Below are 24768 nucleotides of genomic sequence, written 5' to 3'. Positions count from 1 at the left end.
TACTAACTTAGTTAAGCAGGGTCAAATCGACAAATAATCATGATGGAGGAGATAAGTACTATGTCTCGGAACCGCCGTAAACAGAACACCGGCAGACGGCTTGCTTACTGGCTCGTAGTGGCGCTGCTGCTCCAAACAATATTGTTGGCAAGCAATGTATTCGCTGAAGCCTCCCCTGATGGGGAGGCCGTTAAGGAAAACGCTCAGTCGGATTCCGCCTCTTCAACGGTTATTCCTTCTTTGGGCTATGCTCAAGTCACAGGGGGATTGAGCCATACTGTAGCATTGAAAAGTGACGGCTCCGTATGGACCTGGGGGGACGCACTTCATGGAAAGCTGGGAACAGGACCTGATGTTCAGCGTTATGTTCCTACTAGAGTCAAGGAATTATTCGATATTACCGCGGTCGCCGCAGGTATGAATCATACACTTGCCTTGCGCAAGGATGGCACCGTCTGGGCTTGGGGGCAAAACTCAAAGGGCCAGATTGGCGATGGTACCAAGGAGGATCGAACCACACCTTATCAAATTGAATATCTAAGTGATGTAGTAGCGATTGCAGCTGGAAACAATCACTCCGTAGCTTTGAAAAGCAATGGAACTATCGTTACCTGGGGCGACAATTCCAAAGGTCAATTAGGTAATGGAACCTATGATGATGTTTTGAAGCCCGCGCAATTAACTTCGATTTCTGGGATAAGAGGCATTGCAGCAGGCGGGAATCATACATTGGCGATTGCTTCTGACAAATTTGTCCTAGCGTGGGGAGATAATACTTACGGCCAGATCGGAGATGCTGAGACGCAATCTCGTACGAGCAGACCGACAAGAGTGAACTTTTCACATACGACTAAAGCAATCGCAGCCGGGAGTAATTTCTCGGTTTCATTAAAGGAAGACGGGACTATCTGGACCTGGGGTTATAATGTTTCGGGCCAGCTTGGCAACGGAAATGAAGAAGCGCGTAATTTTGCCCAAATGGTTGTAGGCATTAAAGATGCAATAAGTATTTCCGCAGGTAATTCCCATACGATCATACAGCATAAAGATGGCAGTATAAGCGGCTGGGGTCTGAATAACTACGGTCAGCTCGGTACTGGAGATTATAAAAACAGCGTTGTCGATGTAAGTATTATGAGAAATGTAGCGGTTATCGGAACCGGTCACTTTCATTCAATGGCTATTAAACCCGATGGCACCTTATGGATGTGGGGCAACAGTGCCCTGGGCCAATTGGGCGATGGAACAGCGACTAACCGGATATTGCCGGTATTGGTTCCCCGTTTCTCTATGGTTACCCTACCGCCAGAGCAAACAGTGGGCAGCTTCAGTAATTCAGTGATAAGCAAGCCTCTTGCGTCAGGGGACAGCTTTAACCTCGTGTGGAAGAACAATAAGTTATGGACCTGGGGGGAAAATTTATACGGGCAGTTAGGCTTGGGCGCAGGCAGCGCCAAGAATACGCCTGTATCGATCGATTCCGTTGATCAGATCGCAGCGGTCTCCGCAGGAACGGGCCATACTTTAGTGCTCAAGAAGGATGGGACGGTATGGAGCTGGGGGCTGAATCTTAGCGGCCAGCTTGCCGATAATACGTTAATAAACAAAGGAACACCGGCTTCCTCGCCTTTACTTAGCGATGTAACGGATATTGCGGGAGGCAATCTGTTTACGATTGCTTTGAAAAAGGACGGCACGGTGTGGGCCATTGGTGACAATACTTTTGGCCAATTGGGTAATGGCAGCACCAAGTCAAGTCTGACTCCAGTTGAGATACCTGGACTATTTAAGATTAAAGCAATCGCAGCTGGCTATAATCATGCTCTTGCTTTGGCTAATGACGGTACCGTGTGGAGTTGGGGAGACAATAGTAACGGTCAATTGGGAGACGGCTCGACGTCTCTACGCCGTAGTGCCGTGCAGTTAACGGACCTGAGCAATGTGAAGGCAATAGCAGCAGGGCGGAATCATTCGCTGGCACTTAAGAGCGATGGGACCGTCTGGGATTGGGGCTACAATGCTTTTGGCCAGCTGGGGGATGATTCCACCACGAATCGTTCAACACCTGTAAAAGCTATTGATATCAATGACGCCATCGCAATTGCAGGCGGTAATTATCATTCCTTGGTGGCCAAGTCGGATGGGACCGTCTGGGCCTGGGGCGCCAACACCTTCGGCCAGTTGGGCGACGACACGACAGCGAACCGCAAGCGCGCGGTTCAAGCGAAGGACATCCGCGGCGCTTCAGCTGTCTCCGCGGGAAGCAATCATTCCGCTGCGTTGTCAGCGGATGGTACGGTATGGACATGGGGTGCCAACATGTCCGGGCAGCTGGGCGACGGTACGTTCAAGAACCGTACCGTGCCTGCAGCTGTGACCGGGTTCGCGTCATCCTTCAGTGACGCGACAGGTCATTGGGCGGATGCGGCCATTTCCGCCGCGGTCGATAAAGGCTACGTGGACGGCTATCCGGACGGCACGTTCCAGCCTGAACGAACCGTTCTGCGCGCCGAGTTCGCGAAATTAACGGCAGCAGCTCTTAAGCTGCCGATCAATGCGCCTTCTGCCGATCAGGCGTGGTACAAACCATACGCCGATGCGCTGCTGAAAGCGGGCTACATCGGCCAGGATGATGCAGCTTCCGATTGGTTGGAGCCCATTACCCGCACAGAAATGGCGAAAATCACCGTACGCGCAACGAATAAAGAGCTGCAAACCGCGAACACGGTTGTAACGGAGCAGCTTGCAATGCTGACAGCCGTGCAAAAAGGTATACTGCAAGGTCTTGAGAATGGTGGTCTTGCTCCGCAAGCTACAACGAACCGTGCTCAAGCGGTTACGATAATAGAACGTGTGCTGGCATTGAACAATGGCAGTACACTGCAAGTTGATAGCAAGGCACTAGTCAATGCGCAAAAAGCTAAATAAATGGCAAGCTTTTCTTTATGATCTTGAAGCAAAGGCGATTTCCCTCAGGGAAATCGCCTTTGCTTTTTATTATTTATAGGCAAATGCACATTCCAACCCAAGCTCTCAGACATAGGATATAGCATTTATAAAAACATGCAGATGGGAGTCAGCACATATGCATAATTCAGCCATCGTCATCGTTCTGGTGCTTTTTATTTTATTGGCACTTTTGTTACTAGCGCTTGTTTAACCAATCGCTGCTGCCGTCATTTCAGAATTAAAGCCTTGTATGAAGTTTCAGCATACAAGGCTTTAATGTAGCGGTAAGGATTGTAGCAGCTGTAACGGCTTACATAGAATAGTTTTAGATTATTGCAACATAATACCTTTATAAACCCGCAGTCTCTCAAGCTTATTTTAAGCAGGACAAGCAGACCTATAGCCATTAGATGCCTGTAAGTTGGACTGGCTCATCTTGGAGGCTTATTCAATGGTGTCGCTTAGAACTATTACTGATCCTTTTCTGAGGTTGGAGAAATACATAACGGCCCACACACCTTGTGCATGGTTAAGTGCCGACTAGGAGAAAATAGGATTAGACAAGAAAAAGAAGGGACGAGTTAAGATGGCTACAAAGTCAAAGCAAAAAATAACATGGACACAGCAGGAGTATCAAGACCTTGCCAAGAAGAAAGAGCCGTCAAGACCGGTTGCAAGAAATTGCTTCCGTGCTTTTTTAGTAGGAGGAATAATCTGTACGATAGGTCAAGCATTGATGGAGTTATTTGTTCATGGCTTCGGATTTACGAAGGAGACAGCCGGCAATCCGACAGTTGCTGTCCTGATTGTTTTATCTGTTATTTTGACCTGCATGGGTGTATATGACAAGCTTGCTCAATGGGCCGGTGCTGGTTCTGCCGTACCCGTAACTGGATTTGCCAACTCGATGTGCTCCGCGGCTATCGAGCATAAAAGCGAGGGTCTGGTATTGGGAGTAGGTGGCAATATGTTTAAGCTGGCCGGTTCGGTTATCGTGTTCGGAACGGTAGCAGCATTTTTCGTAGGCTTGGTACACTTGATCATAAATATGACGACAGCGGGAGGATAACCGGATGCTGCAAGGACATCAGAGTTGGGCATTTACGAATCGCCCTGTTATTCAGGCGACTGCCACTGTAGTAGGTCCAGATGAAGGAGACGGACCGCTTGCCAATGATTTCGACATTGTTCATGGTGACTTGCAGTTGGAGCAGGAAAGTTGGGAGAAAGCAGAACGCAAGCTTATGGAAGAAGCTACCGAATTGGCTGTTGAGAAAGCCGGGTTAACCAAAGAACAGGTTCAATTTTATGTCGGTGGCGATTTGATGAATCAAATAATAAGTAATACGTTTGCTGCGCGAACTTTAACCATACCATACTTGGGTATATTTGGCGCCTGCTCTACCTCAATGGAAGGATTAGCACTCGCTTCAATGATGATTAATTCGGGAGACGCCGATTATGTGATGGCCGGGACATGCAGTCATAACTGCACATCGGAAAAACAGTTCCGCTATCCGACAGAATATGGCTCGCAGAAACCGCCGACCGCTCAATATACGGTGACTGGGGCAGGGGCGGCAGTACTGTCCAGAAAAGGGGATGGTCCGGTAGTTACAGGAGCTACAATTGGAAGAGTTATTGATATGGGTATTAAAGATCCCTTTAATATGGGAGCGGCGATGGCCCCTGCAGCGGTGGATACGTTACAGGCGCATCTTCGCGATTTCGACCGGGATCCGGGATATTACGATCTTATTGTGACTGGCGACTTGGCCAAGGTAGGGTATGAAATTGCAAATGAATTGCTGGAAAAGCATAAGATTCCAATTAGTCAAACTATTTATAAGGACTGCGGCCTGATGATTTATGACATTGAAAAGCAACCTGTAGTTTGTGCTGGTGGCAGCGGCTGTGGCTGCTCAGCTTCTGTGACCTATGGACATATAATGAAGCAGATTCGCAATGGTGACCTTAAACGGGTGTTGGTTATTGCAACAGGAGCCTTGTTGTCCCCGTTGTCGTTCCAGCAGGGAGAGAGCATCCCTTGCATTGCCCATGCTGTATCAATCGAAGGCGGGGGACATTAAATGGACACTTTTATGCATTTTGTTTGGGCTTTTGTTATTGGAGGTGCAATTTGCGTCGTTGGCCAGCTGTTAATGGATGTCGGCAAGCTGACTCCGGCTCATACTATGAGCTCATTGGTTGTAGCAGGTGCTGTTGCGGATGGTGTCGGCTGGTATGATCCTTTCATTAGATTTGCTGGTGCGGGAGCGACCGTGCCGATAACGAGCTTTGGTAACGCACTGGTTCACGGAGCCTTGCAGGAGCTGAACCAAGACGGTGCCATTGGTATTATTACCGGTATATTTAAAGTTACAAGCGCGGGGATTTCGGCCGCTATTATATTTTCTTTTCTTGCTGCAGTAGTGTGCAGACCTAGAGGCTGAAGCCGTAAGGAAGGATGGGAGTTTTCCTTGCACAGCTTTTCTTCATGCTTGCAGCCGTGAATGTCGGGGCTGTTCCAAGTGTCATTTTTTTGCAAATATCAGCCTCACAGTTAATGAAAATGAACCTTCATTTCCACTTATACAGTGGGTTTGAAGGTTTTTTCATGTCCTTGAGTCTCACTTACTTGATCTATTGGACAACGGAGGTGTATGTAGACGTCATTTGTACACCCAAGGCATCATGGGACGTATTTCAAAAAGGAGAATGCATGGTAAACAGCCAACTATAGCTCTAAACTGGAGAAAAGGCGCCTAAATGTGTATTTATACAAACAAATTCAGCATTTTTGCATGTATACGGCATTTTTTGAATCCTGTAAAATAGAAGATGAGTTATTCTACCATATTAACCATATACCCCAAGGAGGATCAGGAACATGGAGGCACTAGTCAAAGAAGACATACAAATCCTTAAGCGCATACAAGCAAATTTGGAATCTTGTATCCTTGGCAAAACAGATGAAATTAAACTGTTGCTAACAGCTATGCTTGCTGGTGGGCACGTGCTGTTAGAGGACGTTCCTGGAACAGGAAAAACGGTTCTGATTAAATCGTTAGCTAAATCAATTCATGGTCAATTTCGTCGTATCCAGTGTAATCCTGATTTACTCCCTACGGATATCACTGGGGTATCCATATATCATCCCAAGGATGAGGTGTTTGTTTTTAGACCCGGCCCAGTAATGACGCATATTTTGCTGGCGGATGAAATTAACCGCGCTACAACAAAGACACAATCAGCTCTTCTAGAAGCGATGGAAGAGGGTCATATAACGGTTGACGGGGAGACCCATCAGCTGCCTAAACCATTTTTACTGCTTGCTACTCAGAATCCGATCGATTTTGAAGGCACCTACACACTGCCTGAGGCTCAGTTGGATCGTTTTATGATGAAATTCAGCCTGGGTTATCCTGATGAAGCAACAGAGACCCGAATGATTATTTCACAGAGCGTCATTCATCCTCTAGAGAACCTTCAGCCGGTGGCAGATGTTGAGCATATCGCAGAAATCCAACAGCGAGCCAAGCATGTTCATTTGGACGATGCAGTTGCCAGCTACTTGGTAGCCGTTACCAGGCAGACTCGCGAGCATGCTTCGATTTTTCTTGGAGCAAGTCCACGAGCTACTCTCGCATTAGTCCAAGCATCCAAAGCATATGCCTTAATTCAAGAGCGCGATTACGTAATACCTGATGATATAAAATTTTTAGCCCCTTTTGTTCTAGGACATCGTATCATCTTGCAAGCTGAAGCACGAATGGATGGTGCCACCGTACAGTCCGTACTTCAATCCGTTTTTCAGCAGGTTAGAGTGCCCGTACGAATGGAGAAGTGAGTATAATGAGGGAATCGATCGTACAAAAGCTTACTGAAATTCCCCGTTTGAGCAAACAATTTTGGGCAGTGTTTGTCAGTTTTGTCGGCAGCCTTGGCTTTTTACTTTTCCAAGGCGGCAAGCTGGCGCTTATGCTCTTCGTAATTATGCTGGTGCTAAGTATTTACTTGCTTCTTGGACAATGGAGCGGTATCAAAAGAACACAGGGTGTAAGAAATCTGCAAAACATGGAGCATAGCAATATGCTGGAAGCCGGCAGTACACTTGGTGTTTCCATACAGCTGCAAATTCCCGGCTTTTGGCCGATGCCCTATATTTTTGTCAAAGATCGCTTGTTTCACAAAAACGGCAGCGAGCTGGTCTTCGAGGCTACGATGGTACCGGACTGGCGCCGCCGCGGTGACTTGGAATATCGGACTCCATCGCTACGGCGGGGTTCGTACACGTTTGGAGCAACAGAATGTGTAACCGAGGATATATTCGGTTTGTTCGAGCATGGCGGGATGCTGAATCTTCCCCATAGTTTTGTAGTTTTGCCGCAAACCGTTCCAATCCGCGAATGGCACCAGTTCCACCAGATGATGAAGGGGACGAACCATCACTCAACAACAACCCGCGCTGTACGTGAAACAACTCAGATCAACGGAGTACGGGAATATATGTATGGGGATCGTTTGTCACGAATTCATTGGAATGCAACTGCCAAGACGGGGACCTGGAAATCGAAGGAATTCGAAAGGGAATCGTTGCCGAAGAGCTACCTGGTTTTGGACCGGCAGCGCAAGTCCTATAAGGATTCGGAGCAATTCGAGCTTGCTGTGTCAATAGCGGCCTCGTTGTTCATGTATGGTTCGAGCCGAAGCTTGGCTTTGGGGCTCGTTTCGACGGGCTCTGACGATGTGTATTATGAGCCTAGACCGGGGCAAAACCAATTAAAAGCAGTTCAGCAGCATTTTATACATGTGGAAGCGGATGGAACGTATTCGCTTAAACAGGTTTTGAGGGAAAAGGCGCAAAATCTCGTGCCAGGCAGCTTCGTGGCTTTGATTACACCTATTCATGGCGAGGCGCTTTTGCCTATTTTCAGCTGGCTTAAGCAGCTTCAATTAAATCCTTGCCATCTATGGATTTGCTCCGAACATGACGACAAGGAAAAGTGGCTGCGTCAATTGCATTCGCTTGGAGTAGTCGGCTATGCAATCGGGTCATTGCAAGAGCTGCCGGTTGTGTTGGGAGGGCGAAACGGATGAACGAAACCACACCCTGGTGGCAGAAGTTTCTGTGGCAAAATTGGACGCACCGGTTAACCGCTCTGCTTGTCGGTCTTATCTTGTATCAGATTGTGATTTGGATTTCCAAGGAGCAGGGCACGTGGCTTCCGGAAACGGTCCTTATTGTTGAACTTGCGCTTCTGGCAACCTTTCTTTTGGAGCATATACCTAAACTTCATTGGCTTCTGCGGGGACTTATTCAACTGATTGTGTTAATTGCAATAAACGTACGAGTTCTTGTTCAATATAGTGTAATTGATGAAATGCCATTCAGCAGTTTTTTTTCTTCCAAGCTTTTTTTGAATTTGTATCAGCTAACGCCTTATTTATGGTTCAGCCTAAGCGCCTGGGTCATTTATTTGACCTTAATCTGGTGGGTTGAGGTTAAGTGGCGGGTTTACGCTTTAATGATCATCGGCGTGCTTGGCATGTGTATACGAGACTCTTTCTCGACGGTATATTTATGGCCGCAGGTGGCCATGACAGTGGGCTGCGGATTATTCCTGTTAATTTTATGCCATTTTCAGCAGCTTCGCAAAAAAGATCCGACTGCCTGGAGCTATTTGGCTGATTATCCAACATCCATTGCAGTGCCTGTGATTTCATTAGTCAGTTTAACTCTGATATTCGGAGCCGCTATGCCGGAAGTTAATCCTGTGCTGACGGACCCTTATACCGCATGGCGCAATTTCCGCGGAGAGCCTGTTAACTTTACTACAGGCAAAGGTATTGAGGCCGCTACATCAGTGGCTAACGGTGACGCGTCTTCTGGCTACAGCCGCAGTGACGCTTCCCTCGGAGGCGGTTTTGAATACGATTATACGCCGGTAATGTCTGTAGATACGACGCATCGCAGCTATTGGCGTGGAGAGACAAGGTCGCTCTACAGCGGTAAAGGCTGGGAAGCAAGCGAGAATGACAAACGTGCTACGACAGTAGGCGTTAGAGCAGACAACGTTCTTCCAACAGACCCTAGGATGGCCGGAAGCCCGTTAAAAACGTTTGAGATTACTCAGAATATTACTATGTTATCCGAAGAAAAATACCCTGTGCTGTTTGGAGCGTATACCGTTCAAAAGCTTGTTGAAATGAACGGTGCCAAGAACGGTTTTGATCCCGTTCTATGGGCCCCTGGACAGTCAGAGCTTCGTTTCAATGAGCAGCGTCAACCCGTTTATCCGAAAACTTATACGTTAGTATCCCAGATGCCAATTATCGATGAGGATGCTTTGCGTCTTGCGCCAATGGAACCGCCTAATCGCGCGGAGCTAGCGCCTTACCTCCAGGTGCCCGAGAGCGTACCGAACCGTGTTAGGCAGCTAGCGGTGGATATTACGAAGGATTCGCCAAATCCATATGACAAGGCCAAAAAAATTGAGCAATATTTACGCGAAAAGTACCCCTATACAAACAAACCGGATCTTAGTAAAGGACGCAGCCGAGATTTTGTCGACCGTTTTTTATTTGAAATTAAGGAAGGGTACTGCGACTATTATTCTTCGGCGATGGCCGTGCTCTCGCGTTCTGTAGGACTGCCTACCCGTTGGGTGAAAGGGTATGCCTCGGGACTATCGGCAATACAAGATGAATTTATTTATTCAATGGGTGAACAAGGGCTTGTGGATCCTGATGGGGCCGGTGTTTACACCGTTCGTAATGCGGATGCCCACTCATGGGTCGAAGTGTACTTCAGTGGTATTGGCTGGATCCCGTTTGAGCCGACCTCCGGGTTTGTACTGCCACGTGCCGTACCGGAGCAAGAGCTTACCTTTGACCCATCGACACTGCCTGATGCGGCTGCTGTGACTGAGGAGTCCAACACTTTTTATAATTCAGGTCAAGCGGCTGGTATTGGTGGCATCATTGTGCTGTTTGCTGCAATAGTTGCTTTCATTGTCTGGAAGCTGCAAGTCATCGAACTGATTCGCGAAAAGCTTGAACGTCGTCGTGCCTCTCTGTTAAAGCAGAAGGTCATCGTGGAATGCGAGCGGATGCTGCGTATATGCCGTCGTAAAGGATACACGAGACTGGAGCATGAAACGCTGCGTGAAGCTGTACGCAGATGGTCAAAGCAGAGCAAGTGGCTGAAAGCGGATTTGGAGCAGGTGTTGTTCATTTTCGAGAAGGCCAAGTACAGCAGAGCTGAAATTACGGAAGAGGATTGGCAGAGTACATCGCAGCTTGTTGAAAAGCTGCGCTCACAGGTTTAATTAACTCTTAATATGAATGATGAACCCCCCTCATGAATGGAATAACGAGGGGGGTCATTTTCTATTACATGTTAAGCTGAAGCTTGCGGGTAGCCAAGATGCCCTCCAGACCGCTTGGATCGGTTTTAACCTTATGGCTTACGAATAATTCAGCTATTTCCGAAGTACGCAGCCGCAATGGCTTGGTTTCCATCTGCAATAAGTCCAGCACGACTTCAGCTACTGCTTCGGCACTTTGCGGCACAACATTTCTTTTGGAGAATGTTTCCAGATAGGTATCGACTATAGGCTTATATTCATCATCAAGAATTCCGCCCGTTTTTCCGATATCACTCAATACGGTGTTAACAAAATTAGTCGCTATTCCACCTGGCTCAACTAAAGTGATATCAATATTAAACAAAGGCTTGTAGTAAGTAGCCATGCTCTCCAACAATCCTTCTACGGCAAATTTGCTGGCACAGTAGATTTCATTTAAAGGCTGCCCAACCAAACCACCGACACTTGAAGTGGCGATGATATGTCCGGAATCCGCTTTACGCAGCAAGGGGAGAGCGGCTTGAATGGAATGAATAACGCCGTATAGGTTTGTATCGAACACACGTTGAATATCCTCAATTGTCGCTTGACCTAAAGCACGTAGAAATCCAAACCCGGCATTGCAAAATAATACATCAAGATGGCCATGTGCTTGTTCAATGACTCTGAGAGCGGCTTGCTGAGAAGTAGGATCGGTAACATCAACTTCAAGAAAACGAAGATTTTCCTGGTTCGCATACTGCTCCTGGTCACGCTGCAAATGGCGGGTTCCGGCATAGACATTCCAGCCTTTGTCGGCTAATTTTAATGCGGTTGCGAGACCGACTCCTGATGATGCTCCGGTAATAAATATCGTTTTACTCATCGAGACACTCCCTATGCTCAATATTTAAATTGTTTAATAACTATACAATATATTCATTAAACAATCGTGTCAAGGATGCAAAATAAACTCCAGATCAGGGATCGGAGTCTTTTACTAGGAAGCAGCATACTTCATCTTCTTATATAGACATTTTTGATAAAAGCTCTCTTAGCGTAGCGAGCTCCTCTGATGAATAGTTGGAAAGCAATCGTTCAATTTTACTATTGTAGGTTTTAATGATGACGTCTAATAATTCATAGCCTTTTTCCGTAATGTGAATATGCAGGCTTCTGCGGCTGGTCGGGTGGGGCTTGCGGATCACGTAGCCTTGCTGCTCCATTTTATCCAGTAGCTGCGTCACTGCCCCGCGTGTTAAGCCGAATTCATTTGCTATATCAACGGCTCTGCATTCCGGATGTTTGCGAAGAAATTCCAGCGTATACATCATAACCGGTGTGATTTGATAGGCAGGAAGCACTTGTGTTAAATAAGCCGAGAGCGTATTTTTAATTTCCCGAAATTTATAAGTAACGGCCTGGTAATCTTCCATGGTATGCCACCTTCTTGTACGTTTAATGTCTATACATTATAGCAAATTGGTAGACAGGAGTAGCAAGTGAATTTTCGAATGCTTACACGGACGTTTTATTGGATTGCGATAATAGGCTTTGTAAAGTAAAATATATTATTCGGGTTTTTGCAACAAAAAGCACATATATGGTATAGTTTGACGTATATGAGCTAGTTCTTGAGGTGAATTCGTTGCTAAATAAGCTGCTACCCCGTTTACAAGTAAACACAATTTACGACATTGACTTGAATGCTCTTTGGGAACAAGGAGTGCGCGGCATCATTACGGATCTGGATAATACGCTGGTCGGGGCTAAGGCGCCACTGGCTACACCTGAGCTGGTCGATTGGCTGAAGGTGGTTGGACAGATCGGGTTTCAAGTAGTCATTGTTTCTAATAATAACAGACTGCGAGTTTCCAAATTCGCCGAGCCATTGTCTCTGCCCTTTATCTATCGTGCCAAAAAGCCTACAAGCGCCTCATTCCGCAGAGCCTTGTCGATGATGAATATGAAACCTGAGCAGGTTGCAGTCATAGGGGATCAAATGATGACGGACGTATTGGGCGGTAACCGGATGGGGTTGTATACGATTTTAGTTTTACCGATTGCGAAGCGGGATGAAGGCTTTTTTACTAAAGTGATCAATCGCTCGCTCGAAAAGGCTGCTTTAACTTGGATGAAAAGGTAGGTAAACCATGACAGAATTGCAATCCGAACAAACAGGCTGTGCCGGCTGCGGCGTTAAGCTGCAAACCGAGAGCTCTGACAAGCTGGGCTATGTGCCGCCGCAAGCATTGGACCGTACGCCGGTCATTTGCCAAAGGTGTTTCCGTATTAAAAATTACAATGAATCTTCAGGAATTACACTCAACCACGATGACTTCTTAAAATTGTTGAGTCATGTTGGACATACAAAGTCGTTGGTGGTCAACATTGTCGATATTTTCGACTTTGAAGGAAGCTTGATCAGTGGTTTGCCGCGTTTTGTAGGCGATAATCCGGTTGTGCTATGCGTCAATAAAATCGATCTTTTGCCAAAAGTGACCAATTTTAATAAAATCGTCAACTGGGTGCGTAAGCAGGCCAAGGATTTCGGCATAAAAGTTGTTGAAGTTGTGCTATGCTCAGCTAAGCAAAATATGGGCTTTGATCGAGTGATCCAAGCGTTGGATGAACATAGAGGCGGGCGCGATATTTATGTTGTGGGAGCTACCAATGTCGGCAAATCGACCTTGATCAATCGCTTGATCCGTGATTACAGCGACCTTGATTCCGAACTTACAACATCTCAATACCCGGGCACAACTTTGGATTTGGTGAAAATTCCTATGGAAGATGGAACCTTTATCATTGATACGCCGGGCATTGTGTATCCACATAGGCTGACAGAGCTGGTCAACAAGCAGGATTTGCAGAAGCTTATGCCGGACAAGCCTGTGAAGCCATTAGTATTTCAGCTGAACGAACGGCAGACGGTGTTTTTTGGCAGCCTGGTCCGGTTTGATTTTGTACAAGGAGCGAGGCAGTCGTTCACGTTCTTTGTTTCCAACGGGATGGGAGTGCATCGCACGAAGCTGGAACGGGCAGATGAGCTGTACGATGAGCACAAGGGAGTGCTGCTCACCCCCCCTTCACGCGAAGCGTTGGAGCTGCTGCCCAAGCTTGCCAAGCATCCGGTACGAATTCCTAAAGGCAAGCTTTATGATGTCTCTATCTCCGGGCTGGGCTGGATTAAGGTGAACAGCGATGCTGGAGCGGATTTGATGATTCATGCGCCCAAAGGTGTGAAGGTTGCGGTTCGTGAATCGATTATTTAGAATAAGAGTTCAAAAAGCCGACTTTTCAGCACCGAGAAGGTTGCAAGAAGGTTAAGAAGGAGGAGCGGAGTTTAGGCAAACCTAAATGAGCCCGGACTTCGAGCCTGAATGCAAAATTCGATGCTGAATACGCTTCCTGAGATACTTCGTGATCAAAAGGGGACTTTTTGAACAACCTCTTAAGGAAACGGGAGTTGAAGTAACACTATGGGGAAACATAGGCTGGACAGTCACACTATTATGTATGCCGTATTCGGAGATCCAATCCGTCATTCCAAATCTCCGATTATGTTAAATTGCGCTTTTGAAGAAACAGGTCTGAATGCGGCTTATGCGGCATTTCATATTTTACCGGGGCAGTTGAAGGACGCTGTGAATGGTATCCGGGCGCTGCAATTTCGCGGAGTGAACGTAACGATTCCTCATAAATTAGAAGTCATGGACTATATGGATGAGATCGATGAGGGAGCTAGAGTTGTCGGTGCTGTCAATACGATTGTTAACGATAACGGACGCTTGATCGGCTATAATACAGACGGAATAGGTTATGTCCGCTCCTTAAAGGAAGAGACAGGCATAGACTTGAACGGCAAAAAGGTGCTAATGATCGGTGCAGGCGGTGCTGCTCGAGGTGTCGGCTATGCTCTTGCCAAGGAAGGCGCTGCACATATTTACTTTGCAAACCGCACTCGTGAAAAAGCAGATGAGCTGGCGCGTACGATGTCCGAATTTACTTCCACCAGCGGCATTGGTTTGGATGAAATATCCAATGTCATTGGAGAAGTAGGTCTGGTCGTCAACAATACGTCGCTTGGTATGCATCCGAATGAGGATGCAGTCCCTATGGATACATCGTTAATCGGTGAGCATCTTGTTGTCAGCGATCTCGTCTATAATCCTATCATTACACGGTTCTTGAGGGAATCCGAAGCTCGCGGCGCTAAAATTCACAGCGGCTTGGGCATGTTTATTTATCAAGGAGCCTATGCTTTTGAATATTGGACCGGTGTCGCAGCTCCAACTGCCGCTATGCGTCAGGTCGTTATTGATTCGTTTAATGAGTAAGGTTTAAGGTTTATGTATTGTTTTTAATGGTTTAAGGTTTACGAGGTTATGGTTCATGACCCTCAGGCCAAGAACCTGATCTCTACCAACACACTATTTGTGTTGGGCGGATAGGTCTTGCAATTAGCCCGATGAAAGATGGGGCGGCGGAGGGCGAAGTGAAGTTTTAGAGAAACGGTAGTGGTCGCCTTTGTCCGCTTGTTGTTACCTTTGAAAAAGGTAATAATTAAAAACAACAAGCGGACAACAGCGATCGGAGAAACTTCGACTTCAGTCCGCAGCCGCCCCAGCCTTTTCATCAACCGAGGCTTTTTTGCCACCTCCCCCCAACACATAACTTCACTCGAATTGAGGCAAAAACATGTTAACAGGCAAACAAAAAAGATATTTGCGCTCTATGGCGCATCACTTAAATCCAATCTTTCAAGTGGGTAAGGGCGGTATAAACGATCATTTAATCCGTCATATTCAAGAAGCACTTGAAGTGAGGGAGCTTATAAAAGTAACTGTGCTTAACAACAGTGGGGAAGACCGCAATGAGGTCGGTCAACAGCTGGCTGAAGGAGCAGGTGCGGAATTGGTTCAGGTTATTGGGAAAATAGTTGTCTTGTATAAGGAGTCCCGCGACCAAAAGACGATCGTACTGCCGAATTAACGGCAAAATCGTAAAAAAGAGGTGCAAGGATGAAGGTTGGTATCATGGGAGGAACCTTTGATCCGATCCATATAGGCCACATGATTGCGGCTCAATGCGCTTATGAATATGAGGGATTGGATGAGGTATGGTTTATGCCGACCAATGTTCCGCCTCATAAACAGCATGCCCCCAAAGCTACCAGCCAGCAAAGATGGGATATGGTCTGCCGTGCTGTTGAAGGTCAAGCCCATTTTCGTCCGTTCGATATGGAACTGAAAAAAGGCGGCGTTTCCTACACATATGATACGGTAAGCTTGCTGCGCAGGGAGTACCCAGGCATTCATTTTTATTATATTATCGGTGCAGATATGGTTCAGTACTTGCCCAAATGGTTTAAGATTGATGAGCTGGTCAAGCTCATTTCCTTTATCGGACTGGGACGGCCGGGATACAGGCTGGAAATGGAGTCACTGCCTGCATTGCTGCGGCCAGCGGTACAATTGGCAGAAATGCCGCAGATTGAGCTATCCTCAACAGCTATAAGGCAGCGGAAAGCCGAAGGGAAAAGTATTAAGTATTTGGTGCCTGACCGTGTATATGAATATATTGAGGGGAACGGATTTTATGGACCGTAAGCAGCTAATTGATGCGGTGAAGTCGCAAATGCCCGGCAAACGATGGGAGCATACGTTAGGTGTAATGGAGGCGGCGGTTCTATTAGCTCGCAAATACGGATGTGATCCGGATAAAGCTTATACTGCTGCGATCCTGCATGATGTCGTCAAATATTGGCCGGTTAATGATCAAGCTGATGTTATACGCAATAATGGTTTGCCGGCAGATCTTCTTGACTATGACAAAGAGATTTGGCATGCGCATGCAGGTGCGTTTATAGCTGAGCGGGATTATGGTATGGACGATGAAGAAATACTTGATGCGATACGCTATCATACTACTGGACGCGAGCAGATGACCCTGTTGGATAAGGTTGTCTGTTTGGCTGATTACATCGAGCCGGGACGGGATTTTCCAGGCGTGCATAATATCCGCGAAATCGCTGAACATAGCATAGAGAGAGCGCTCCTTACCGCATTTGATGGAACGATCCTGTTTCTTTTGGAAAAAGGTAAAAAGGTGTACCCGTTAACGATATTAGCCCGTAACGGCTTGATTAACGAATTAAAACAGCAAGAGCAAACAGGCAGCTGAACTGATTATGAAGAAGATCACTTATAGAATTTGTTCAAAAGAGAGCTTTTTGAACAAACTCTATGGGTAGACTCTCAAGGAGGAAATTGAATGAGTATAACCCCGGATAAATTGATGCCCATGATCGTAGATGCGGCTGACGACAAAAAAGCAATGAATATCGTTACCTTAAATCTGCAAGGTATTTCTTTGATTGCGGATTATTTTATTATTTGTCACGGAAATTCCGAGACGCAGGTGCAGGCCATCGCTACAGCAGTTCGTAAAAAAGCTGAGGAGAAAGATGTTCGAGTCCGCGGGATGGAAGGCATGGATACAGCGCGCTGGGTGTTGGTTGATATGGGCGACATTATCGTTCATGTGTTCCACCGCGATGACAGGGAATACTATAATATTGAGCGTCTTTGGTCCGATGCGAAAGTGGTTGAGCAGGTATGAGGCTGGATGCCGGGAAGCTGTTTAGGCTTGAAGTCGCCAAAGAAATTACTCCAAATGGTTACTATGTGACAGATGGAGCTCAGGAAGTGCTTCTGCATTACAGCGAAATAGTGGGCGAGATTCAAATTGGGGATTACGTGGAAGTGTTTCTGTATTATGATACCGAGGACCGTTTGGCCGCAACAATGCGCAAACCTTTAATTTTGCTCGGAGAAGTGGCATTGCTTGAAGTGGTTGATATTCATCCGAGGTTCGGCGCTTTTCTCGAGATGGGCTTAGGACGCAATCTGCTGCTGCCCTTCAAAGAACAGCCTGAGCTAAAGGATCTAAGACCTAAGGTTGGCGACAAGGTATTCGTAATATTGAGCCACGATCGTCAAGGGCGTTTGATTGCCAAAGTGGCGGGCGAGCCTGAATTGAAGCCTTTGTGTTTTGATGCGCCAGCCATGTGGAAAAATAAACAAGTGTTGGCAAGGGTGTATAAACCGCTGCAAATGGGCACTTTTGTCGTTTGTGAAGGTGGAGTTGTAGGCTTTGGCTTCATCGGGATGATTCATGATACTGATCGTACTCGACTTCTTCGTTTAGGCGAGGAAGTGGAAGTACGAGTTACCTTCATCCGCGAGGACGGCAATGTGAACTGCTCTATGAGAGCACCTAAGCAAGTCGGACGTGACGAAGATGCGGAGCGGCTCCTTGCTATATTGCGGGACAGGCCTAATGGGTCTATGCCCTACTCTGACGAAACTCCTGCTGATGTTATCAGTCAAAGGTTTCAAATCAGCAAGTCTGCTTTTAAACGGGCTCTTGGCAAGCTGATGAAGGAAGGCTTGGTTTATCAGCAAGGAAGCTGGACTCATCTTAAGCAGGATCAAGTAAATCAGGATCAAGAAAAGCTGGAGCAACCTTAAGTCCCTGTCAGGGACTTAATTTTTGTCTTCTCCTATCTAAATTTCACCAGGAAGGTTGCTGAAAAGCAATGGCTTATGATTTGTTTGCCTATCATTATGATCGTTTGATGGAGGACATGCCTTATGAGGAGTGGCTTGGCTTCTTAAGTCAGTGCTGGGATAAGCACGGCCAGCCGCGCTCGATTGCCGATTTAGGATGCGGTACAGGCAGCATTGCCATTCCGTTAGCGCAGCAGGGATATGAGGTATATGGCATAGACCTGTCAGAGGATATGTTGGCAGTAGCGCAGAACAAATCGTTGGATGCGGAGCAGATCCTTCCGTTTCCAGGTGCGGGCGGGGTGACTTGGCTTCAGCAGGATTTACGGGATTGGCAATTAATGCGTCCGGTGGATGCTGTCATTTCCTTATGTGATTGCTTCAATTATTTATTGGAGGAAGACGATGTCTCACAAGCGTTTGTACAAGCTTATTCCGGTTTAAAGGACGAAGGAGTATTCGTGTTTGACGTTCATACCCCTTTTCAGCTGAAGGTGTATGCACAGGAGCAGCCGTTTTTCCTTAACGAAGACGATATTGCCTATATTTGGACGAGTGAGCTGGATTTGGCGCGTTGTGAAATTGAGCATGCACTTACGATTTTTGCAAAAGATAATGCCGCTGGTGCTGGAAGCATCGATGCTGCTGAGTCGAACCGATTCAGTAGGATCGATGAGTATCATGTGCAGCGAGCTTATCCGCTCGATTGGTTGAAGGATCAGCTGCTGGCAGCCGGATTCCGGGAGGTTGACTGTTACGCGGATTTTTTGTGGAAGCCGGTGACGGAAACGACGCAGCGAGCTTTTTTCGTAGCCCGAAAGTAGTTCTGCACGAATGATCTATTTCAGTGCTTTAGGATCAAACTCACGATGGTCAGTATAACTCCCCACAACGGAAGGGAAAGAATAATACCGTTAAATAATCCTGTCATGTTGAACACCTCTGCATACTGGGATAGGTTGGATGGATTAGTTGATCTGTGGTTACATTCATTTTTTCCATATTATTCAGACCTTAATCAATCCGCCTGTATGCCAATCTTGAATAAGCTGCAAAAAAACGCTCGCACAGCTCTAGTGATAGAAGGATACTTGACATGATTACCTGTTTTTACATATAATCGCTTTATATCATGACTAACGGCAGTGAAAAGAAGTAGTAGCTCGGGTCCCCATTGTTCAGAGAGCCAGCGGTTCGGTGAGAGCTGGTACATGGTAAGAGTGAACTCGTCTTGGAGCCAGATGGTGAATACGCTTCTTGTTTAGAGGATTGAGTCTTTCTAAGCAGAGCGCTAACCGGATCGAATCCCCCGCGTTAAGGGGAAGAGTGAACTCGGGTAAAGCATGCCCGCAGTTAACTAGGGTGGTACCACGGGAAGCACGCCTCTCGTCCCTAGCCGTTGCGCTAGCGATGAGGGGCTTTTTTGTTGCCTAGGAATCGATTTTTGAATTTGTTGAATAAATAAGGGGGCATAACTGAAATGACACAAGAAGTTAAAGAACAGCAGGGCTATAGCCCGCTGGTCATCGAACCGAAATGGCAAGCTTATTGGGAAAATAATAAATCATTTAAAGTGCTGGATGATGATAGCAAAAAGAAGTTTTACGCATTAGATATGTTTCCATACCCATCCGGAGCTGGATTGCATGTAGGCCATCCTGAAGGCTATACAGCAACTGACATCGTTTCGCGGTTCAAAAGAATGCGCGGCTACAATGTTCTTCATCCGATGGGATGGGATGCGTTCGGTTTGCCTGCCGAGCAGCATGCGCTTGATACGGGGCAGCATCCGCGGGATATTACATTTAAGAACATTGATAATTTCCGCCGTCAGATCAAATCGCTCGGCTTCTCTTATGACTGGGACCGTGAGGTCAGCACGACGGACCCGGACTACTACAAATGGACTCAGTGGATTTTTATCCAGCTTTATAATAAAGGACTTGCTTATGTCGATGAAGTAGCTGTGAACTGGTGTCCGGCATTGGGAACAGTGCTTGCCAATGAAGAGGTTATCAACGGCTTAAGCGAGCGTGGCAACCATCCGGTTATTCGCAAGCCAATGCGTCAATGGGTTCTGCGCATTACACAGTACGCAGAGCGGCTTTTGGAGGATTTAGAGGAGCTTGATTGGTCTGAATCGATCAAGGATATGCAGCGCAACTGGATCGGGAAGTCGAAGGGAGCCGAGGTTGTATTCGAGATCGAGGGAACCGAAGGCGAAGGCTTGAAGGTATTTACTACTCGTCCCGATACATTGTTCGGAGCTACTTACTGCGTCATTGCCCCTGAGCATGAGCTGGTTGAACGTATCACATCGCCTGAGCAGGCTGCTGCGGTTAAGGAATATCAGGAACAGGCTGCACGTAAAAGCGATCTGGAGCGCACAGATTTAGCCAAAGATAAATCCGGAGTATTTACAGGCGCTTATGCCCTGAATCCGGTAAATGGCGCCAAAACCCCGATCTGGGTAGCTGATTACGTGCTTGCCGGGTACGGTACCGGTGCGATTATGGCCGTGCCTGCACACGATCAGCGTGACTGGGAGTTTGCCAAGAAGTTTGATATTGCCATCATCGAGGTTGTACAAGGCGGAGACGTAGCCAAGGAAGCCTATGCAGGGGATGGACAACATGTGAATTCAGGCTTGTTGAACGGATTGAACAATGAGCAGGCGATTGCTGCAATGATTGAATGGCTGGAAGCCAATGACAAAGGGCAAGGGAAAGTAACCTACCGGTTGCGTGATTGGTTGTTCAGTCGTCAACGTTATTGGGGAGAGCCGATTCCAATTTTACATTTGGAAGACGGAACTATGAAAACTGTACCTGTGGATCAGCTGCCATTGCTGCTGCCGGATGTCGACCAAATTGCACCTTCAGGCACAGGAGAGTCGCCGCTCGCCAACGTTACAGAGTGGGTTGAAACGATCGATCCGGAAACAGGCATGAAGGCGCGTCGTGAAACGAATACGATGCCGCAATGGGCTGGAAGCTGCTGGTACTACTTGAGGTTCATCGATCCGAAAAACGATCAAGAGCTGTGCTCTCAGGAGCTGCAGAAGAAATGGCTGCCGGTTGACTTGTATATCGGTGGTGCCGAGCATGCGGTGCTTCACTTGCTGTATGCGCGCTTCTGGCACAAAGTGCTATATGATCTGGGAGTGGTATCGACCAAAGAGCCGTTCTACAAGCTGGTTAATCAGGGTATGATTCTGGGTGAAAATAACGAAAAAATGAGTAAATCCCGCGGCAATGTTATTAACCCTGACGTGATCGTGAATGAGTTCGGTGCGGATACGCTGCGGATGTACGAAATGTTTATGGGCCCGTTAGAGGCTACTAAACCTTGGAATGTGAATGGCGTAGAAGGAACTCACCGCTTCTTAAGCCGGATTTGGAGATTGTTCATTGGTGATGAGGGTCAACTGAATGCCAAAATCAGTGCCGATGAAACTTTGGGCAGTGAAGCATTCAAGCGTACCTGGCACCGCACAATCAAAAAAATTACGGAAGATTACGAAGCGCTTCGCTTCAACACCGTAATCAGCCAGTTGATGATTTTCATTAATGAGGCTTATAAAACAGATCGTCTGCCTAAAGAAGCCATGAACGACTTTGTTCAAATGCTTTCCCCTATCGCCCCTCATATCGCTGAAGAGCTGTGGGAGAAGCTGGGACATGAGGAATCTGTTACTTATGAAGCTTGGCCGGCATTCGATGAGGCCTGGACGGTCGATAACGAGGTTGAAATCGTGGTGCAGGTCAATGGGAAAATAGTTGAACGTGCGCTAGTTTCCAAAGATATGGATGAAGCTGCCTTAGAGGGACTGGCTTTGGCCATGGATAAGGTTCAAGAAGCGATGGCTGGCAAAAGTGTCCGTAAAGTCATTGCTGTAAAAGGCAAGCTAGTTAATATAGTTGTTGGGTAATCAATAAAAATAACCGCTCTGCTGCTATACAGGGCGGCGGTTCATACAGGAAAAGCGTGAAAGCATCACGTTATTCGACCTTCGTGCCGAAAAACCGGGCCTCCACCTTTTCCAAGTCTTCTTCGTATTTGGCATGAGTTGTGTGGATCAGGTTGTTAAACAATCCGCACAGCTCTTTTTCCATCATATGGAGGCCTTCGGCTGTTATTCCTCCGGGGACTGCCACGCTTTTTTGCAAAGACTCCGGGGTGAAGCCGCCTGTGGTCAATAGCTTTCCGGTCCCAAGAGCCATTTCACTTGCTAGTTGAGTAGCTTCCTCTCTCGAAATGCCGGTCTCCTCAACAGAAGCATCAATGAATTTTTGAATAAAAAAAGCTAGGAATGCAGGACCGCAGCTGGAAAGATCGGAAGAAATACGGGTGTTCTCCTCAGATATGCGGATAGGTGCGCTGATATGGGAGAGCAGGTTTTCCAGCCGTTCAATGTCCTCATCAGCCATCCGGTCACTGTAGACGCAAAGTGTAGCTCCGCTGAATACAAAATTGGTTATGCTCGGAATAATTTTGGCGATTTTACTGCCTAGTAGGTCTTCTAGCTGCCGAATTAATACGGGGCTCGTAATGGATACAATAATTTGTTCCGGAGCAGCCTCATCTTTGATGTCATCGATTACGGCTTTAAATTCCACAGGCTTGACACATAAAAAAAGAATATCGCAGTCACGGACGACGTCTATATTGGAACGGGCTACCTTTAGGCCCGAATAAGTTGCAGCCAATCGTTCCACTTTGGAGATTGTTCGGTTAGTCGCCACTATGTGCTCCGGATTCAAAGCTCCGGATTGGATGAACGCTTCTATGAGTATACTGCCCATGCTGCCAGTGCCTATGAATCCAACTCTCATGGCCATCCCTCCTGAATAAGTGAAGCCTTCTTAATCCCTATGATGATAGCGAGGTGATTATGACTTATTTCCTTTAAATGTAAGATGAAACAGCTGCAAATTTAAAGCGAGGGAGGGAATTTATTTTTGCGAGTGTCAGATGTCTGGGGTAACAAGATGCTGATAGTAGTATTGGGAGTAGTTGTGTCACTGACAGGGTGGTTCGGATATACGATATGGCAGAGCTCTATGCAGACGGCTTCTGAATGGAGGTCAGCTGATGAGGAGATGCTTAAACTGCTTGCACAGCAAGCTGCTGCCAAGCAGAGCAAGCCGCAGGTAGTGACAGATGGTCTAGCAAAAGACGGTCAGCAGACCCAAGCAGCCTCTGAGAAGAGCGAATCGAAGCAGCCGGCGCCTGATCTGTCTAAGAAGGCTTCTAATGAAACGATAAAGAAGGAATCACTCAAGCCTGAAAGTATATTGAACTTAAATAAAGCTACAATGGATCAACTTACAACGCTTCCTGGTATAGGGGAAAGTAAAGCAAAAGCTATTATTGTGTACCGGGAACAGCTGGGGGGACGGTTCAAAACAGTCGAGCAGCTTCTTGACGTGAAGGGGATCGGAGACAAGGTGCTTGCCAAAATCAAGCCTTATCTTATAATAGATCCGTAACCGAATTAGAAGCGCTTTCGTTTTCCGGCTAAATGTGAGAAAATAGGATGGATAATTATTGTAATTTAATTTTCCTAAAAATGAGGGAGGCTTTTTTCAATGACGAACGAACGTAAGCTTGGCTTAGAAACATTAGCTGTTCATGCAGGACAAGAAATTGATCCAACTACAATGTCGCGTGCGGTACCGTTATACCAAACGACTTCATACGGCTTCCGTGATACGGATCATGCCGCAAATTTATTTGCATTAAAGGAATTCGGGAACATTTATACACGCCTGATGAACCCTACAACAGATGTATTTGAGAAAAGGGTTGCTGCTTTGGAAGGAGCTCCGGCTGCACTTGCTACAGCATCAGGACAAGCTGCTATTACTTACTCAATTTTGAACATTGCGGAAGCAGGCGATGAGATCGTTTCTGCAGCCAGCATCTATGGCGGTACATATAATTTATTTTCTACAACATTGCCTAAGCTTGGCATTAAAGTAGCTTTTGTCGATCCGTCCGATCCGGAAAATTTCCGTAAGGCCATTACAGAGAAAACGAAAGCTTTGTATGCTGAATCCATTGGAAATCCGAAGGGCGATGTGCTAGATATTGCTGCTGTTGCTGCGATTGCTCATGAAAATGGCATTCCATTGATTATTGATAATACATTCCCGAGTCCTTACCTGTGCCGCCCAATCGAGCATGGTGCAGATATCGTTGTTCATTCAGCTACCAAATTTATCGGAGGACATGGAACGTCAATTGGCGGCGTTATTGTGGACGGCGGCAAATTTGATTGGCAGGCAAGCGGCAAATTTCCAGGCCTGACAGAACCGGATCCAAGCTATCATGGAGTTGTATACACCACTGCAGTAGGACCGGTAGCTTACATAATTAAAGCAAGAGTTCAATTGCTGCGCGATATGGGGGCTGCTATTTCCCCATTCAATTCCTTCCAACTGCTGCAAGGCTTGGAAACATTGCATTTGCGTATGGAGCGTCACAGCTCTAATGCGTTGAAGGTAGCACAATTCCTTGAAGCGCATGAATCTGTAGCAAGCGTGAGTTATGCTGGGCTGCCAAGCCATCCTTCCTACGAGCTTGCTCAAAAGTATTTGCCTAAAGGTCAAGGAGCGATTATGACCTTTGACATCAAGGGAGGCATCGAAGCGGGACGCAAGCTTATCAACAATGTGTCGTTGTTCTCGCATCTTGCCAACGTAGGGGATTCGAAGTCGCTGATCATCCATCCGGCAAGCACAACGCATGCGCAGTTGAGCGAGCAAGAGCAGGCAGCAGCCGGAGTATCTGCAGGAATGATTCGATTGTCAATCGGTACAGAATCAATTGATGATATTATTCATGACTTGAACCAAGCTATTCAAGCAAGCCAGAACTAAACGGAGTGTATA

The 24768-nt window shown here is 46.8% G+C and carries 22 protein-coding genes and 1 other annotated feature; of the genes, 19 read left to right on the top strand and 3 right to left on the bottom strand.

The genetic code is table 11. The features are described from left to right. Positions 1-60 precede the first annotated feature (60 nt). The 7 genes from ACFQ0C_RS38475 (at position 61) to ACFQ0C_RS38445 (ending at position 10280) form a co-directional block, all read left to right on the top strand. The gene (locus ACFQ0C_RS38475) at positions 61-2928 is read left to right on the top strand and encodes an RCC1 domain-containing protein (protein ID WP_379375146.1); all 2868 of its coding nucleotides are present in this window, start codon (positions 61-63) and stop codon (positions 2926-2928) included. 607 nt (positions 2929-3535) lie between these two features. Continuing rightward, positions 3536-4018, top strand: coding sequence for a stage V sporulation protein AC (gene spoVAC, locus ACFQ0C_RS38470; protein WP_379375144.1), 483 nt, complete (start codon positions 3536-3538; stop codon positions 4016-4018). A 4-nt stretch (positions 4019-4022) separates the two neighbouring features. Next, complete coding sequence (spoVAD, locus tag ACFQ0C_RS38465) at positions 4023-5039, top strand: stage V sporulation protein AD (RefSeq protein ID WP_258213090.1); 1017 nt, start codon at positions 4023-4025, stop codon at positions 5037-5039. A 12-nt stretch (positions 5040-5051) separates the two neighbouring features. Then, the gene (spoVAE, locus tag ACFQ0C_RS38460; protein ID WP_258213272.1) at positions 5052-5402 is read left to right on the top strand and encodes a stage V sporulation protein AE; all 351 of its coding nucleotides are present in this window, start codon (positions 5052-5054) and stop codon (positions 5400-5402) included. Between the two features lie 437 nt (positions 5403-5839). Beyond that, complete coding sequence (locus ACFQ0C_RS38455; protein ID WP_258213089.1) at positions 5840-6799, top strand: AAA family ATPase; 960 nt, start codon at positions 5840-5842, stop codon at positions 6797-6799. Between the two features lie 5 nt (positions 6800-6804). Beyond that, positions 6805-8049 (top strand): DUF58 domain-containing protein, encoded by a 1245-nt coding sequence (locus tag ACFQ0C_RS38450; protein ID WP_258213088.1) that lies wholly within the window; start codon positions 6805-6807, stop codon positions 8047-8049. Continuing rightward, the gene (locus tag ACFQ0C_RS38445; protein ID WP_379375141.1) at positions 8046-10280 is read left to right on the top strand and encodes a transglutaminase TgpA family protein; all 2235 of its coding nucleotides are present in this window, start codon (positions 8046-8048) and stop codon (positions 10278-10280) included. Before ACFQ0C_RS38450 ends, ACFQ0C_RS38445 begins: the two co-directional genes overlap by 4 nt. Before the next feature lie 64 nt (positions 10281-10344). Here the strand turns inward: ACFQ0C_RS38445 and ACFQ0C_RS38440 are convergent, their stop codons facing one another. Beyond that, positions 10345-11184, bottom strand: a complete 840-nt coding sequence (locus ACFQ0C_RS38440; protein ID WP_379375139.1) for an SDR family oxidoreductase — start codon at positions 11182-11184, stop codon at positions 10345-10347. A 139-nt stretch (positions 11185-11323) separates the two neighbouring features. After that, a complete protein-coding gene (locus ACFQ0C_RS38435; protein ID WP_379375137.1) occupies positions 11324-11734 on the bottom strand; it encodes a MarR family winged helix-turn-helix transcriptional regulator in 411 nt (136 codons plus the stop codon). Between the two features lie 212 nt (positions 11735-11946). Between ACFQ0C_RS38435 and ACFQ0C_RS38430 the strand changes: the two genes are divergently transcribed. The 10 genes from ACFQ0C_RS38430 to leuS all read left to right on the top strand — a co-directional run bounded on the left by ACFQ0C_RS38430 (position 11947) and on the right by leuS (position 21803). Next, positions 11947-12444, top strand: a complete 498-nt coding sequence (locus ACFQ0C_RS38430) for a YqeG family HAD IIIA-type phosphatase (protein WP_258213084.1) — start codon at positions 11947-11949, stop codon at positions 12442-12444. A gap of 7 nt (positions 12445-12451) precedes the next feature. Then, positions 12452-13573, top strand: a complete 1122-nt coding sequence (yqeH, locus tag ACFQ0C_RS38425; RefSeq protein WP_258213083.1) for a ribosome biogenesis GTPase YqeH — start codon at positions 12452-12454, stop codon at positions 13571-13573. A gap of 207 nt (positions 13574-13780) precedes the next feature. Further along, complete coding sequence (locus ACFQ0C_RS38420; RefSeq protein WP_379375134.1) at positions 13781-14638, top strand: shikimate dehydrogenase; 858 nt, start codon at positions 13781-13783, stop codon at positions 14636-14638. Positions 14639-14999: 361 nt separating this feature from the next. Then, entirely contained in the window at positions 15000-15293 is a 294-nt protein-coding gene (yhbY, locus tag ACFQ0C_RS38415) for a ribosome assembly RNA-binding protein YhbY (RefSeq protein WP_379375132.1), read from the top strand. 29 nt (positions 15294-15322) lie between these two features. Further along, positions 15323-15910, top strand: a complete 588-nt coding sequence (locus ACFQ0C_RS38410) for a nicotinate-nucleotide adenylyltransferase (RefSeq protein ID WP_258213081.1) — start codon at positions 15323-15325, stop codon at positions 15908-15910. Next, positions 15900-16484: a bis(5'-nucleosyl)-tetraphosphatase (symmetrical) YqeK gene (yqeK, locus tag ACFQ0C_RS38405; protein ID WP_379375130.1), complete on the top strand. Its 585-nt coding sequence runs from the start codon at positions 15900-15902 to the stop codon at positions 16482-16484. Before ACFQ0C_RS38410 ends, yqeK begins: the two co-directional genes overlap by 11 nt. Before the next feature lie 90 nt (positions 16485-16574). After that, positions 16575-16922 carry a ribosome silencing factor gene (gene rsfS, locus ACFQ0C_RS38400; protein WP_258213079.1) on the top strand — a complete coding sequence of 116 codons (348 nt, stop codon included), beginning with the start codon at positions 16575-16577 and terminating at the stop codon, positions 16920-16922. Further along, positions 16919-17833, top strand: coding sequence for a CvfB family protein (locus ACFQ0C_RS38395; protein ID WP_379375127.1), 915 nt, complete (start codon positions 16919-16921; stop codon positions 17831-17833). Before rsfS ends, ACFQ0C_RS38395 begins: the two co-directional genes overlap by 4 nt. 68 nt (positions 17834-17901) lie before the next feature. Continuing rightward, positions 17902-18696, top strand: a complete 795-nt coding sequence (locus tag ACFQ0C_RS38390) for a class I SAM-dependent DNA methyltransferase (RefSeq protein WP_379375125.1) — start codon at positions 17902-17904, stop codon at positions 18694-18696. 312 nt (positions 18697-19008) lie between these two features. Continuing rightward, positions 19009-19269 (top strand) — a binding site (T-box leader). Between the two features lie 83 nt (positions 19270-19352). Then, a complete protein-coding gene (leuS, locus tag ACFQ0C_RS38385) occupies positions 19353-21803 on the top strand; it encodes a leucine--tRNA ligase (protein ID WP_379375123.1) in 2451 nt (816 codons plus the stop codon). Positions 21804-21873: 70 nt separating this feature from the next. On the opposite strand, the gene comER is transcribed toward leuS, so the two are convergent. Continuing rightward, the gene (gene comER / locus ACFQ0C_RS38380; protein WP_379375120.1) at positions 21874-22707 is read right to left on the bottom strand and encodes a late competence protein ComER; all 834 of its coding nucleotides are present in this window, start codon (positions 22705-22707) and stop codon (positions 21874-21876) included. A 132-nt stretch (positions 22708-22839) separates the two neighbouring features. Here comER and ACFQ0C_RS38375 point away from each other — a divergent pair, with 132 nt between their 5' ends. Together ACFQ0C_RS38375 and ACFQ0C_RS38370 are read left to right on the top strand one after the other, a co-directional pair. Next, a complete protein-coding gene (locus tag ACFQ0C_RS38375) occupies positions 22840-23364 on the top strand; it encodes a ComEA family DNA-binding protein (RefSeq protein ID WP_379375379.1) in 525 nt (174 codons plus the stop codon). 99 nt (positions 23365-23463) lie between these two features. After that, positions 23464-24756, top strand: coding sequence for a homocysteine synthase (locus tag ACFQ0C_RS38370; RefSeq protein WP_379375118.1), 1293 nt, complete (start codon positions 23464-23466; stop codon positions 24754-24756). Positions 24757-24768 lie beyond the last annotated feature (12 nt).

It is taken from the genome of Paenibacillus sp. GCM10027630, from assembly GCF_042676305.1.
GTDB lineage: Bacteria > Bacillota > Bacilli > Paenibacillales > NBRC-103111 > Paenibacillus_S.
This window is presented reverse-complemented; position numbering and strand designations above follow the sequence as displayed.

Excerpts from the sequence above, each read along its gene's own strand:
- ACFQ0C_RS38475 (WP_379375146.1), top strand. The coding sequence starts at position 61 with ATGTCTCGGAACCGCCGTAAACAGAACACCGGCAGACGGCTTGCTTAC.
- spoVAC (WP_379375144.1), top strand. The coding sequence starts at position 3,536 with ATGGCTACAAAGTCAAAGCAAAAAATAACATGGACACAGCAGGAGTAT.
- spoVAD (WP_258213090.1), top strand. The coding sequence starts at position 4,023 with ATGCTGCAAGGACATCAGAGTTGGGCATTTACGAATCGCCCTGTTATT.
- spoVAE (WP_258213272.1), top strand. The coding sequence starts at position 5,052 with ATGCATTTTGTTTGGGCTTTTGTTATTGGAGGTGCAATTTGCGTCGTT.
- ACFQ0C_RS38455 (WP_258213089.1), top strand. The coding sequence starts at position 5,840 with ATGGAGGCACTAGTCAAAGAAGACATACAAATCCTTAAGCGCATACAA.
- ACFQ0C_RS38450 (WP_258213088.1), top strand. The coding sequence starts at position 6,805 with ATGAGGGAATCGATCGTACAAAAGCTTACTGAAATTCCCCGTTTGAGC.
- ACFQ0C_RS38445 (WP_379375141.1), top strand. The coding sequence starts at position 8,046 with ATGAACGAAACCACACCCTGGTGGCAGAAGTTTCTGTGGCAAAATTGG.
- ACFQ0C_RS38440 (WP_379375139.1), bottom strand. The coding sequence starts at position 11,184 with ATGAGTAAAACGATATTTATTACCGGAGCATCATCAGGAGTCGGTCTC.
- ACFQ0C_RS38435 (WP_379375137.1), bottom strand. The coding sequence starts at position 11,734 with ATGGAAGATTACCAGGCCGTTACTTATAAATTTCGGGAAATTAAAAAT.
- yqeH (WP_258213083.1), top strand. The coding sequence starts at position 12,452 with ATGACAGAATTGCAATCCGAACAAACAGGCTGTGCCGGCTGCGGCGTT.
- ACFQ0C_RS38420 (WP_379375134.1), top strand. The coding sequence starts at position 13,781 with ATGGGGAAACATAGGCTGGACAGTCACACTATTATGTATGCCGTATTC.
- yhbY (WP_379375132.1), top strand. The coding sequence starts at position 15,000 with ATGTTAACAGGCAAACAAAAAAGATATTTGCGCTCTATGGCGCATCAC.
- ACFQ0C_RS38410 (WP_258213081.1), top strand. The coding sequence starts at position 15,323 with ATGAAGGTTGGTATCATGGGAGGAACCTTTGATCCGATCCATATAGGC.
- yqeK (WP_379375130.1), top strand. The coding sequence starts at position 15,900 with ATGGACCGTAAGCAGCTAATTGATGCGGTGAAGTCGCAAATGCCCGGC.
- rsfS (WP_258213079.1), top strand. The coding sequence starts at position 16,575 with ATGAGTATAACCCCGGATAAATTGATGCCCATGATCGTAGATGCGGCT.
- ACFQ0C_RS38395 (WP_379375127.1), top strand. The coding sequence starts at position 16,919 with ATGAGGCTGGATGCCGGGAAGCTGTTTAGGCTTGAAGTCGCCAAAGAA.
- ACFQ0C_RS38390 (WP_379375125.1), top strand. The coding sequence starts at position 17,902 with ATGGCTTATGATTTGTTTGCCTATCATTATGATCGTTTGATGGAGGAC.
- leuS (WP_379375123.1), top strand. The coding sequence starts at position 19,353 with ATGACACAAGAAGTTAAAGAACAGCAGGGCTATAGCCCGCTGGTCATC.
- comER (WP_379375120.1), bottom strand. The coding sequence starts at position 22,707 with ATGAGAGTTGGATTCATAGGCACTGGCAGCATGGGCAGTATACTCATA.
- ACFQ0C_RS38370 (WP_379375118.1), top strand. The coding sequence starts at position 23,464 with ATGACGAACGAACGTAAGCTTGGCTTAGAAACATTAGCTGTTCATGCA.